This is a genomic window from Alloprevotella rava, from assembly GCF_014195585.1.
Taxonomy (GTDB): domain Bacteria; phylum Bacteroidota; class Bacteroidia; order Bacteroidales; family Bacteroidaceae; genus Alloprevotella; species Alloprevotella rava.
On sequence record NZ_JACICA010000009.1, the window covers coordinates 54,921 to 68,298 of the forward strand.

The following is a 13,378-nucleotide window of genomic DNA, read 5'->3' on the forward strand; positions in this document are numbered from 1 at the left end:
CTTAGAAACGGGCATAAACTTGCAGTTCGACCGTATTATAATACTTGTCTTGAATAGTACGATTATTTGTCAGATAATAATTGAGCTGGAGCATAAAGTTCTTTGCCAATCGGCAATTAGCCGCAAGGCCATAATTAGCAACAAGATTATTCCATTGCTTTGCTTCTCTATAGCAGTCCCAACGACCATAAAGTTTGAGATTCTTAGTAATAGGTGCACCAACAGTAGCATACCAAGAATCGGCACGTTCGGAACTCAGACTATTAGTTATTACACCGCCAACAGAATGTCCGTATTCGCCACGTACAATCCAATTATTTTCATAGTCTAGCCCTGCAGACCAACGTATACGCCTCACACTTTTCAGACTAAAAGGGTCAGTTGATTTGTAATTCTCATTGGTATATTTACCACTCCAACCAAACCATCCAAAGCGCAGGTTCTTGCAGGGATTTACCCAAAGTCCTCCAATAATATCTTTGAAATTATCTCTATCAGAATGGTTAATTCCTTGTCCATTAAAAAGCCCCACTTGATAATGCAGCCAATGATGACCGTCTTTTGCCGCCAACAAATCACCTTGTATCTGCAAACCCACATCACGACCGCCCGACTTATGTGCACCATTGCGATCAGCAGAGATTCCAGCCAACTTATTAGATAACTGTGAGAATGCCCCCCACCCTATTTCCCATGGGCTCATCGAATTCTCAAAGGTAAATCCACGCTTGAACTGGCCTAGCTTCACTCGTAGCTCTTTCCAATACTGCCACTCAACAAAAGCATCAAGCACACGCGGCCCATTGTCCTGTTTAGGCTGTCCGCTCGCCTCCAACTGTATGCAGTAGAAGAAATCCTTAAAGGCATATCCATTCATATAGAGACGAATGAGACGCAAGTCAAAATTAGAGTGCGTCTTGTCGGCTTGATCCGTCACAGTGGCTTTACCCACAACGTAACCTCCAAACTTAAAGCTTGGATCGAACGCAGCCATAAACTTTGATTTGCTCTCAGAAGCTGAAGCTTTAGTACCCAATGTGAATATTTTTTTCACTTCGCTAAGGTTATGTCTCGCCGCACTAGAATGCAACATACTATCTGCTGAAACAGATATGGGTATATTGGATACGGGGATGTCTGTTGCAGTAGCATTTACTACAGTAACGAACAGCACCATACCACAAAAAGTGGTTGAGAGTAGTTTGCTCATGATTTTTTTATTTGATTTACATTACGCTCACAAAATTAAGAATGTTTTTAGAGAAGTAAACAGGTTTTGAGTTTTTCTAATACTGATTCTATCAAATCTTTAAATCCATACTAGAACAATGGTTGTTACAAAAAAACACATGAATTGGCTGATATAGAAGTCTACAACTGGAAAAAGAAGTAGAACTCATAATATGCAGATTATTCACTTAGTAAAAGGTTTTAGAATGTGTTTGCTTTGTGCTCCCACGCTTTTCCCGTAACTTTGCAAAACTTCAAGAAAGATACAAAATTAGATATGACTATTAGACTTTCACTCGCAACTTTAGCTCTTTTCACAGGAGTAACCGCTCAGGCTCTTCCGCTGCGCACAGAATTCTTGCGTGAAAACGAGTTTGTACAGGACAACAAAGATAATGTCCAGTATATCAATTTCGGCAACTTCGACCAATGGATCACTCGCAATATTGAAGAAAGTGGTATTATTGGAGGAGAAACAAAACAGGTTTATGCCATTGGTCCAACATCTGTGATTAATGGCCGCACGCCATACTTAGGCACTGGTGGTTCTCCTTGGGCTACATCAAATGTTATGGCACATGTCAGCGGTATCTATAAGACAAATGTTAGTGTGTTTAAGCAAGTCCGCCCAGGGCATGGTTATTGCGCAAAACTCTATACTCATCTGGAGCAAGTAAAGGTTTTAGGCATTGTAAACATTAAAGTCTTAGCTGCAGGAAGTATTTACTTAGGACAAATGATGGAACCTATTACCAGTTCATCTAATCCTATGAAATATTTGAATTGTGGTGTTAAATTCTCTCGCAAGCCAAAAGCGATTATGTTTGATTATGCTACTAAATTGATCCTTGGTGATCGTATTCGCCAAACGGGTTTTGGCGGCGCCAAGAGTGTTGCTGGTCGAGACTTGGCAGATTGTGTTGTTTATTTACAAAAGCGTTGGGAAGATGCAAAAGGAAATGTCTATGCCAAGCGTATCGGCACGATGATCCACTACTTCACTCAGACAACAAGCTGGATGAACAACCAAGAGTTTACTATCAATTATGGCAATATCACGACACAACCATTCTACAAGAGCTACATGGGGCTGACGTCTCAATTTTACATGAAGAATTCCAAGGGTAAGATGGTGCCAATCAAGGAGATTGAATGGGGAACAGCAGATGATACTCCTACTCACCTTATTATAAAATTTGACTCAAGTAATGGTGGTGCCTATACAGGTACAGTTGGTAACACTCTTTGGATTGATAATGTGCGCTTAGTCTACTAATTCTTTTAATTACACCAATAAAGGATAAGAGGGAGATACTCTCAAACTAAAATATAGCTTTGAGAATTTCTCCCTCTTTCTTTTACCTCTTAAAGCAAGAAGGCTATGCTTTAAAGAAGCATAAAACTAATTATAGACCTTACAATTGATCTTAAAATACAATAAGGATTATTCAATTACTATAAGTATGCTTCTATTCAGAAATAGTTTGAATAAAAGATAGAGGGTTATAGAAATCTATAAAATCTTACACATAGAGTTTTATAAGTATACTCAAAACTTAGGGAAGAACATTGAAAGATTTCGTGGCTGTTATCTGATAAAGCAAAGGTGAACTAGTACAATATACAGAGCCATTACTCGGAAAATCCAACTTATACCCCTTTATAACCTCATTCCCAGACACATTATATTTACCAACAAATGTCACAGAAATTGAACCTGCAGCAGTTACAGTAACAGTATCCGTTGGCACAGATGTATTTTTATCATAAACAGTTCCTTGCATATATTTCTGATTACGAACACCTGCTGAAGGGTTAAAAGACCAAGAGTAAGTAGTGTTATTCAACAATTTTCCCTTGCTGGTCTCTACTAAAGAAATTACCACGCGATCACCCACATGAATGGCCCCCGTACCAGATAGTTTTTTTACAGAAATATCGGAAAAACGCGGAGGTTCTGACCGATAAGTATCTTGGGAGCAACTGCCTAAAAAAGCGACAGCTGTAAAAAAAGTAAGTAATTTATACATATCGTTTTATTCTTCTAGTGTTTATTGTACAATAAGTTTTTTTATTTTAAGAGACCAATACCTTGCCGCAAAATCTTTGGTTCTTCGTCTAAACAATCAACAATGGTACTTTCAGTATCCACTCCTTCTCCTCCATTAACAACTAAGTCTACATCCGCCCCAAAATGTTCTTCAATGAGTTCTGGATTAGTAGCATACTCTCTATCTAGATCCTCTACCGGTAGTGATGCTGTTAATAAAGGAACTTCTAGCATTTCAACTAGCTGATTAGTAATGGGGTTGTCGGGCATACGTATTCCTACCTCATTTTGACGACGTGCGCGAAAAATCTTTGGTAGCCGACTCGTTCCTGGTAGAATAAAAGTAAAAGGTCCAGGAAGATTCCGCTTCATTAACTTAAATACTGGCGTAGATATATGAGCATATTCGCTAATGTTACTCATGTCGTAACAAATAATGCTTAACGGATGAGAGCGCAAGTCTATGTTACGAATCCGACAAATACGCTCTACAGCACGTTCCTTAAGAGCATTACAGCCCAAAGCATAAGTTGTATCTGTAGGATATATGATAACTCCACCATCATTGAGAACATCAATGATTTTCTGAAGGCGTGAGATATCATTATGAGAGGAATATAAGCGTAGCATCAGAATGTTTTCAAACAACAATAAAGGCGCTGCATTGGCAAGCCCATCACATTATAATAGCTACCTTCCAAACTAGAAACAGCAACCAAACCAATCCAGTCTTGAATACCATAGGCTCCAGCTTTGTCAAGCGGAAGATATTTTTCTACATAAAAGTCTATTTCATCCTCAGAAAGTTCGGCAAAAATCACTTTTGAAGTGGTTACAAAATTCTCCAACCTATCTTTTGTAAATACACAAACTCCCGTAGAAACCTCGTGTACCTGACCAGACAATTTACGCAACATATCCTTTGCATTCTCAACACTATGCGGCTTTCCCAGTTCTTCGCCATTGAGAGTAACAAGTGTGTCAGCAGTTATAATGAGTTCGGTGGGAAGCATCGACTCACGATAGTCATCAGCCTTTTTACGAGCGATAAATTTTGCTATCTCTTCACCTTTTAACTCTGCAGGATAGGACTCATCTATACCTAAAAGAGTGCGCACCTTAAAGTCTATTCCTAAGCGTTGTAAAAGCTCTTTACGACGTGGCGAACTGCTCGCTAAGATTACGTCGAATTTACTAAGATTATCAAGCATTTTTTCGAACTATTTTATTCAGTGCATTCGTAAAAAGTAGAACGCTGAATGATTCTAACAAATGAAAAAAGAAAATTACCAACCAAACGCAACTTTATCATTAAGGCCATTCATCCAAAAACCTTTGGCTCTAAGTACTTGTTCGACAACATCTCGAACACAGCCTTCGCCTCCACAACAACTACTAATATAGCATGAAATCTCTTTGATTTCTACCGCAGCATCATATGGACAAACAGGACATCCGCAAGCTTTCATAACTTCATAATCAGGGATATCATCACCCATATAAAGAACTTCTTCCGGCCGAAGGTTTGCAGATTCACACCATTGGTAGAAACAATCTATCTTAACTGAAACTCCATCAAAGATATTTTGCAGACCGAGGCGTTCATAACGCTGACGCACTAAAGGGCTACGGCCTCCAGTTATAATGGCGACTTGTAGTTCACGTTTCACTGCTAGCTGAAGTGCGTAGCCATCTTTTATATTAGCCGTTCTTATTGGCTGACCATCATTACTAAAAAGATAGACATTGTTTGTACTTAAAACACCGTCAACGTCGAAGGCTAAAGCCCGTATTTTTTTCAAGTCGTAATCAATCATGTAAATTCTGGTGAATAGAAAGGCTCATCATTTTGTAAATGTCGCGCTTTATCGTTTCTGAAATCAAGGAAAGTTGTTTGTTTATTACATTCTGGTCATAACGAACAGCTGGCCCCGTCTGTGCCTCTCGTGGAGAAAGTTCATGAACTTTTTTTGCTGTTTCATCAATAAGCGGAAGAAGATACTCAAAAGGTAACCCAACTTTTTCCATTTCCTGGGCTGCAAGAGTATAGCAATGATTTGCAAAATTGCACGCTAAAACTGAGGCTAAATGCAACCTAAGACGACGATCTGAATCAAGGAAATTAACTTGACTACTGATAGACTGTGCCATAGAAAAAAGGATCTGAGCAACTTCATTATCAGACGACTCAACAAATATAGGTATATTATCAAATAAAACAGCACGCTTCTTTGAAAAAGTCTGCATAGGATAGAAGATTCCATACTTATTAACTTTTCCATGAAAAATACTCATAGGTATGGAACCTGCCGTATGAACAAAAATGGCTTGAGGATATACTAGTATAACTTTTGATAAAAGTTCTTCTAATACACTATCCTTTATGGATAATATATATATATCAGCTTCTAAAAGTTCCTCAATATTGATAGTCCAAAAACAGCCCAAAGTATCACCCAAAGTTTGGGCCGAAGAAGCTGTCCGACTATAAACCCCCTTTATCTTATACCCTGCACGCAATAAAGCATGAGAAAGATGCGTAGCAACATTTCCTGCTCCAATAAAGAAAATACTCTTTTCTTTAGATTTGCAATAAGATGAGTTTACATCCGCGATAGGTTGATCTGTTTTCGTCATTTTCTAAAGAAAAATGTATTTAACTCTTAAAAAATTACTATCAGCCCTAAGATTATTCTTGAAATCTTTTTGAGGCACGCACCAAGTGGCGTATCATAGAAATGAACTCCTGCGTTTCTTGCAACATATTTAAATACAGTAGCGTCGCACGTATATTCTCTTCCTCGTGTTGCAAATGATCCTGCTGACTATGACGTATTTCAGAAAGGCGTTTTTTCAAGAAATTGCCCTCTACAAGAACTTCATCTGCCCCCGTAAAATCACCACTATCAACCATTTTACGTGTACGCGTTAACATAACATCAACCTCCTTACAAATTGACGTAAACTCTATAACATCAACTTCAGGAAGAGGATTGAAATTATTATCAACGTGCTCTAAAGAAGGCTCAAGCATACGCTTTAAACAATAGAAAATTTGCGTAAGATTATTAGATCCCAAGTGGAACCAGGTATTCTTCTCTACTGCCTGCAAATAGTCAAGGCGACGCATACCGACAATTTCCTTACGACGATAACGTTTCCATTTATCTCTAGCTGATTCTAATTCGTGGGATGCTGTGCGCAACTGTCGAATATTCTCTTTCATTACTCCTTGAGTAATGTTATTGAACGTATTTTGCATAACATCGATCATTTCCACTTGTGTAGACTTAACATGAAGAACCAGTAAGTCCCAAACCTCATTCTTATCCTTTGCATGAACCAGTTTACGGAAAACAAGGTCTACCGTTTCCTCTTCTTGCTTTTTCTTAAATGCGCGATTGTTTCGAATAAGTACAACCACAACTATAATTATGACGAGAATCATACCAAAGATACCCGCCAAGTGATTCATCGTTGCGACCAAACTACTCATAATAAAAGCTGCGCCTGCTGTTACAAACCATCCACCAACAACGGTAATAACACCAGTAATACGATAGACTGCTGTTTCTCTTCCCCAAGCTCGATCAGCAAGTGAAGAGCCCATGCCCACCATAAAAGCAACATAGGTTGTAGATAGCGGAAGTTGTAAGCTCGTTCCAACAACAATAAGAAGTCCTGCAAGCACCAAATTAACGCAAGCTCGAACTAAATCGAACGTTGCTCCTTCAGGCATAATACTCTCATCTTCATTGAAACGCGTATCCAACCAACCTTTTAGAAAATTCGGCTCTAAACGACTAAAGAAAGAATTAACTATAAGCGTTTGACGAACTATAGAACGAGCTATCTTAGAACTGCTAAAAACCTCCTCACCTTCTGTTTGTGAAGCCAAGCTATTACTATTCTCTACAACTTTTCGAGCCTTTTTAGACAGACATAAAGCAATCATCATTATAGCCCCAGAACCAACAAAAAACCAAGGTTTTATTGCGTTAAACGTAGCATCAACACTTGGCCCTGTAAGAACGCCCATAGTATAAGTATGAGGATCTGCACTGGGATGGCGTGAAATATCTAGAAATGCCTCTAGACTTGTTAAAGGCACACCAATAAAATTCACCAAGTCGTTTCCTGCAAAAGCCATTGCTAGTGAAAATGTTCCAAAAAAAACAATCACTTTTAATACATTCACACGACACCAATGCAGTATTTGCATTAAGCACGTAAAAATAATGAAGCAAACAAATAAAACCTGGCTAGAATTATTGTCTAACCAATTGGGTGTCATGCCTATCGCGTTGAGCAATGAAGTACCTCTTAGACCTTTCACCAAAAGGAAATACATAATGCAGGTAATGCAAAATCCACCAAAGATAGCAATACTATATTTAAGATGCCTCCGATAATTGAACGTAAAAATAATACGTGTTAACCACATCACTATAGAGCCAAAAACAAAGGCTATAGCGACACTTGCAAAAATACTTATTATAATCTGCAGAGCTTTATCTGTATTTATCAATTCAGCATAAGTATGCCCATTCTGTGCTATCTTAAATAAAGCTATTGCACTAGAACTTCCTAAAAGCCCAAAGACCATAGAGACCGTTGTAGACGTAGGTAGGCCTAATGTGTTAAAGATATCCATTAGGATAATATCCGTTGCAGTAACAGCTAGACAAATACAAATTATATCATCAAAGCTAAAATATGTTGGAGTCATAATTCCGTGACGCGCAACATCCATCATCCCATCACTTGTGGCTGCTCCCACAAAGACTCCAACTGCAGCAACAGCAAGTAAGATCCGAAACTTTGCAGCTTTTGATCCCATAGCAGGACTCATAAAAGGTACAGCACTTCCTGCAACCCCTACGCTTAAATCACAGATTGCCAAAGCAAAGAGAAATAGTAAAATCCCTAAATAAAGGACACTCATAAATTCTTTTAGATCATTTTGAATGCAAAAATATATAATCGTTTCTGAAAGACCAATGAACAAATATCGGTTATAGCAGAAAAATCTATTTTTTCTGTAGGATTTGTAATATGTTTGCTATTTTTGTAGTCCAAAAGAAACACTATATAAAATGGGTATTTTCTCAAAACTATTTGCTAAAAAAGCTACAGAGGCTGAAAAAGGATGGCGCGTTGGAGGTATGGAAGATTTTGTATCTCTTATCCGTGTGTACTACCAAGCTGTTATGGCTTCACAAATGGGAATCTCTAATTTAGCAGCATTTCCTGATCTGCGTGTTTTTAAACAGACACTACATGTTCCTACAACCAATAATAAACTTGGAATTAACGAAAAAAAACGCTGCAAAGAAATGTTATCCTCATTATACGGGATGCCTACCAATTTTTTCTCTGAGATTGATGCAAGCATAAAAAAAAATTGCCGCACCCTCCAACAGATGCAGCAATATCTTTTCCAGTTTCAAGGCTTTACGCAAGAACTTATGATGCTTGTAGGAAACCTTATGAAATGGAAGTTTCGTGTCCCTGGATTTATGCGTAAAGCATTATATTCCATGACCCAGAAAACCATTACAGATATTACAACTAAAGATTCTTGGAAAGATGAAGGAGTTCGTAAAAGCGTAATGGCCGTAAGACAATATCAGAGACATTTAGATTACTCAGCTAATTGGATGACAGAATATGTTTTCCACATTGTTATTTTGGCAAAAAAAGAACCTAACGCTGAAGAAAAAGCAGAAAACAAATAGTCACTGATTTTCAAGTTATCAATAGCTTATTATTTAAATTCTAAATTATCAAACAATAAAATAAAGATGAATAAGAGAATCCTTGTTACGGGGGGGACTGGCTTTATTGGCTCCCACACAACTGTAGAATTGCAACAAGCTGGCTATGATGTAGTAATTGTGGACAACTTGTCAAACTCAAAAGCAGATGTTGTTGATGGCATAGAAGCCATTACAGGAATTCGCCCAGCCTTTGAAGAAGTTGATTGTACTGATATGCCAGCTCTTGAAGCAGTATTCCAAAAATATGCTCCCATTGAAGGTATTATCCATTTTGCAGCTAGCAAAGCTGTAGGAGAAAGCGTCCAGAAACCATTGAAATATTATCGCAACAATACAGTCAGCACTATCAACCTGCTCGAACTGATGCCGAAATATAATGTAAAGGGTTTCATTTTCTCTAGTAGCTGTACTGTTTATGGTCAACCAGATGAGAACAATTTACCAGTAAAGGAAACGACACCACGTAAAGATGCAGAAAGTCCTTATGGTAATACAAAGAAAATTGATGAAGACATTATTGTTGACTTCTGTAAGAGCGGAGCTCCTATTCATGCAACTCTCCTTCGCTACTTCAATCCAATTGGGGCTCACCCCTCTTGCTTGATTGGTGAAATGCCTAATGGTGTGCCAGCAAACCTGATTCCTTACCTTACTCAAACAGCCATGGGTATCCGCGAATGTCTTTCTGTTTTTGGCGATGACTATGATACGCCAGATGGAAGCTGTTTACGCGACTATATTTATGTCGTTGACTTAGCTAATGCACATGTTGCTGCAATGGAAAGAATCCTTGAAAACAAGAGTGAGGAGGCAGTTGAGGTTTTCAATGTTGGAACAGGTAATGGCGTTAGCGTTCTTGAGCTCATCAATACTTTCGAGAAATGCACAGGTGTAAAATTGAATTATAAAATTGCAGAGCGCCGCACTGGTGATATTGAAAAAGTATGGGGAAATGTCGATAAAGCTAATAAAGTCTTAGGCTGGCATGCTGTACATACACTTGATGAAGCTCTTCTTAGTGCCTGGAATTGGCAAAAGAAACTCCGCGAACGTGGGATCATGTAATATAATGTGCCTTTATAGGTACATTATTCTATAAATCTATGCGAATTCGATGAGCTCTATTTTTATGTATACAGCTCGTTGAATTCGCAATGATTCTTAATAAATATATTCAATAATAATGACTACACCATATTACTTACTTGACGAGAGTAAGCTAAGGCAAAACCTTCAGCTCATTCAAGATACTGCAGAAAGAGCTGGAGTAGAGTTCATCTTAGCTTTCAAAGCTTTTTCTTTATGGCGTACATTCTCTATTTTTCGAGAATACATTAAGCATACAACGGCTTCTTCGCCTTTTGAGGCCTGTCTAGGCTTTAAAGAATTTGGAGCAGCTTGCCACACTTTTTCCCCTGCATATGAAGAAAAGACCTTTGAAGAAATCCTTGAGTATTCTAGTCATGTAACCTTTAATTCTCTCACACAATTTGAGCGCTTTTACTCACGCTCAAAAGATAGAGTGAGCTGTGGTGTACGAATCAATCCTGAATATAGTGAAATAGACACTGAATTATACAATCCGTGTGCACCAGGTAGTCGTTTTGGTGTTTTAGCAGAGCAACTTCCTAAAGTTTTACCTGAAGGAATTGAAGGTTTCCATTGTCATTGCCATTGTGAAAGTGATAGTTATGCATTGGAACATAGCCTACAACATATAGAAGAAAAATTTGGTAGTTGGCTAAAATATATAAAGTGGTTAAACCTCGGTGGAGGTCATCTCCTCACTCGCAAAGATTATAATATAGATCATCTTGTATCTATACTGAGAGATTTCAAAGAAAGATTCCCCAATTTACAACTTATTCTTGAACCAGGAAGTGCCTTTGCTTGGCAAACAGGAACTCTTGTAGCCCAAGTCATTGATATAGTTGAAAATCACCAGATAAAGACTGCAATTCTAAATGTAAGTTTTACATGCCACATGCCCGACTGTCTTGAAATGCCTTATTGGCCCAATATTCAAGGTGCTAAAACTCTTATAGGCGAAGAAGCAAAAGGAAATGAGACTGAAGAGCGTGTATATCGTTTGGGAGGTAATAGCTGCTTAAGTGGAGATTATATGGGGTATTGGCGCTTTGAAAAGCCTCTAAATGTTGGTGATGAAATTATTTTTGAAGATATGATTCATTACACAACAGTCAAGACTAATATGTTCAATGGAATTGCTCACCCAGCAATAATAATAAAACATGTCAATGGACAACGTGAAGTATTAAGAGAATATACTTACGAAGACTACAAACATAGAATGGACTAATAAATTTACATACTTATGTCAAACAATCGACAATTACCGGAGAATGCCTTCCGCGAACTAAAGGACGGCGAAGAATACAAGCCTCTTATGCCTTCCGAAAGCCAATATCATGAAGTAACACCATGGTCGCTAACTTGGGGTATCATCATGGCTGTAGTTTTCTCAGCTGCAACTGCTTACCTGGGGCTAAAAGTTGGTCAGGTTTTTGAAGCCGCTATTCCTATAACTATTATTGCAGTAGGAGTAGCAGGCGCGACACATAGGAAAGATCCTCTTGGAGAGAACGTTATCATACAGAGTATTGGCGCTTGTTCTGGAATGATTGTAGCTGGAGCAATTTTCACACTACCAGCTCTATACATTCTTCAGGCTAAGTATCCAGAGATGACTATCAATTTCTTAGAGATTTTTATAGCATCTGTCTTAGGTGGTGTATTAGGAATCTTATTTCTAATACCATTTCGCAAATACTTTGTAAAGGATATGCATGGAAAATATCCATTCCCCGAAGCTACAGCTTCTACGCAAGTTCTTATCAGTGGAGAAGGAGGAGGAGGAAGTAGTGCCAAACCTTTGCTAGTTGCTGGTATCATTGGCGGTTTATATGATTTTATTGCCAGTGGAAATATCGGTGTGATGGTAGATATGGTAAGTAGTAGAGTTTTAGGTGCAGGTGAAGTTTTAGCACAAAAAGCAAAACTTGTATTTCAAGTTAACACAGGTGCAGCGCTTTTAGGAATGGGCTATATCGTAGGCTTAAAATATGCGGCTATTATCTGTGCAGGCTCCATTTTGACTTGGTGGATTATAGTCCCTGGAATAGCTTTGATATGGCCTGAAGTTAATGTCTCACTCGATGCTTCCAAAACCTTCCTTGCAAGTGCTGCTGATCCTCAAGAAATATACAATTACGCAAAGAGTCTCGGTATCGGAGCCATAGCCATGGCAGGCGTTATAGGCATCGCCAAGAGCTGGAGCGTTATCAAAAGCTCTTTTGGACTCATTGGAAAAGTTTTCAAAGGCAGCAATAATAACGAAGCATCTCTTCCACGCACACAGCAAGATCTCAGTATGAAGATTATTGCTATCGGCACATTAATGACACTCATTATAAGCTTTGTTTTTTTCCTCTTAGGGGTAATGAATGGTAATCTGCTTTTTGCCATTGTTGGCATTCTCATTGTTGCTGTGATTGCATTCCTATTCACTACCGTTGCAGCAAATGCTATTGCTATTGTTGGTTCTAACCCAGTAAGTGGTATGACACTAATGACACTAATTCTTGCCTGCGTCATTATGGCTGCAGTTGGACTGAAAGGCGTAAGTGGTATGACAGCAGCTCTTATCATGGGCGGTGTAGTCTGCACAGCACTATCAACAGCAGGTAGTTTTATTACCGACCTAAAAATTGGCTATTGGCTTGGCTCTACTCCTAAAAAACAAGAAACATTCAAGTTTATCGGTGTCCTTGTAAGTGCAGCAACGGTAGGAGGTGTCATCATGATTTTAAATAAAGCTTATGGTTTTAGCGACCCAAATACAATGTCAGCTCCACAAGCTCGTGCAATGGCCGCTGTTATTGAACCGATAATGAACGGAGGACAAGCTCCATGGTTACTTTATGGTATTGGTGCCGCCATCGCTCTTTTAGTTAATTTCTGTGGAATCAGCTCATTAGCCTTTGCTCTAGGAATGTTTATACCCTTGCAACTCAACCTTCCACTCCTTGTTGGTGGCTTAATAAATTGGTATGTTAGCTCTCGCAGCAAAGATGAAGCAGTAAATAAAGCTCGTGCAGATAAGGGAACACTCCTTGCCAGCGGTTTTATTGCAGGTGGAGCCTTAATGGGAGTTGTCAGTGCAGGACTACAGTTTGGAGGTTATACCTTTGCTGATAAAGCATGGTTAGCAAGCCCTTGGAGCACATTAACAGCTTGCGTATTATACTTCCTACTTATTATTTACTTAATAAAGGCTTCTTTATCCGACTAAATCAAA

General features: G+C 38.7%; 12 protein-coding genes. 5 read left to right on the forward strand and 7 right to left on the reverse strand.

The window, feature by feature from the left end:
* Position 1: 1 nt before the first annotated feature.
* Positions 2-1,210, reverse strand: coding sequence for a porin (locus FHS60_RS08030; protein WP_183697422.1), 1,209 nt, complete (start codon positions 1,208-1,210; stop codon positions 2-4).
* A 297-nt stretch (positions 1,211-1,507) separates the two neighbouring features.
* Here FHS60_RS08030 and FHS60_RS08035 point away from each other — a divergent pair, with 297 nt between their 5' ends.
* The gene (locus tag FHS60_RS08035; RefSeq protein WP_183697425.1) at positions 1,508-2,506 is read left to right on the forward strand and encodes a PCMD domain-containing protein; all 999 of its coding nucleotides are present in this window, start codon (positions 1,508-1,510) and stop codon (positions 2,504-2,506) included.
* A gap of 280 nt (positions 2,507-2,786) precedes the next feature.
* Here FHS60_RS08035 and FHS60_RS08040 read toward each other — a convergent pair whose 3' ends face one another.
* The 6 genes from FHS60_RS08040 to FHS60_RS08065 all read right to left on the reverse strand — a co-directional run bounded on the left by FHS60_RS08040 (position 2,787) and on the right by FHS60_RS08065 (position 8,225).
* Positions 2,787-3,260, reverse strand: coding sequence for a hypothetical protein (locus FHS60_RS08040; protein ID WP_183697428.1), 474 nt, complete (start codon positions 3,258-3,260; stop codon positions 2,787-2,789).
* A 41-nt stretch (positions 3,261-3,301) separates the two neighbouring features.
* Positions 3,302-3,913 carry an L-threonylcarbamoyladenylate synthase gene (locus FHS60_RS08045; RefSeq protein ID WP_183697506.1) on the reverse strand — a complete coding sequence of 204 codons (612 nt, stop codon included), beginning with the start codon at positions 3,911-3,913 and terminating at the stop codon, positions 3,302-3,304.
* On the reverse strand, positions 3,910-4,491 hold the full coding sequence (locus FHS60_RS08050) for a Maf-like protein (protein ID WP_183697430.1): 582 nt from the start codon (positions 4,489-4,491) through the stop codon (positions 3,910-3,912). The genes FHS60_RS08045 and FHS60_RS08050 overlap by 4 nt, the downstream gene beginning before the upstream one ends.
* Before the next feature lie 75 nt (positions 4,492-4,566).
* Positions 4,567-5,097: a KdsC family phosphatase gene (locus tag FHS60_RS08055; protein WP_183697435.1), complete on the reverse strand. Its 531-nt coding sequence runs from the start codon at positions 5,095-5,097 to the stop codon at positions 4,567-4,569.
* Positions 5,090-5,917 carry a Rossmann-like and DUF2520 domain-containing protein gene (locus FHS60_RS08060; RefSeq protein WP_183697438.1) on the reverse strand — a complete coding sequence of 276 codons (828 nt, stop codon included), beginning with the start codon at positions 5,915-5,917 and terminating at the stop codon, positions 5,090-5,092. The genes FHS60_RS08055 and FHS60_RS08060 overlap by 8 nt, the downstream gene beginning before the upstream one ends.
* Before the next feature lie 52 nt (positions 5,918-5,969).
* Positions 5,970-8,225 (reverse strand): inorganic phosphate transporter, encoded by a 2,256-nt coding sequence (locus FHS60_RS08065; RefSeq protein WP_009346618.1) that lies wholly within the window; start codon positions 8,223-8,225, stop codon positions 5,970-5,972.
* A gap of 151 nt (positions 8,226-8,376) precedes the next feature.
* Between FHS60_RS08065 and FHS60_RS08070 the strand changes: the two genes are divergently transcribed.
* From FHS60_RS08070 to FHS60_RS08085, 4 genes are all read left to right on the forward strand, one after another.
* The gene (locus tag FHS60_RS08070; RefSeq protein WP_009346619.1) at positions 8,377-9,018 is read left to right on the forward strand and encodes a hypothetical protein; all 642 of its coding nucleotides are present in this window, start codon (positions 8,377-8,379) and stop codon (positions 9,016-9,018) included.
* 66 nt (positions 9,019-9,084) lie between these two features.
* A complete protein-coding gene (gene galE, locus FHS60_RS08075; RefSeq protein ID WP_183697440.1) occupies positions 9,085-10,125 on the forward strand; it encodes a UDP-glucose 4-epimerase GalE in 1,041 nt (346 codons plus the stop codon).
* Positions 10,126-10,243: 118 nt separating this feature from the next.
* Entirely contained in the window at positions 10,244-11,380 is a 1,137-nt protein-coding gene (gene nspC / locus FHS60_RS08080; protein ID WP_183697443.1) for a carboxynorspermidine decarboxylase, read from the forward strand.
* 15 nt (positions 11,381-11,395) lie between these two features.
* Positions 11,396-13,372, forward strand: coding sequence for an OPT family oligopeptide transporter (locus FHS60_RS08085; protein WP_183697446.1), 1,977 nt, complete (start codon positions 11,396-11,398; stop codon positions 13,370-13,372).
* Positions 13,373-13,378: the final 6 nt, after the last annotated feature.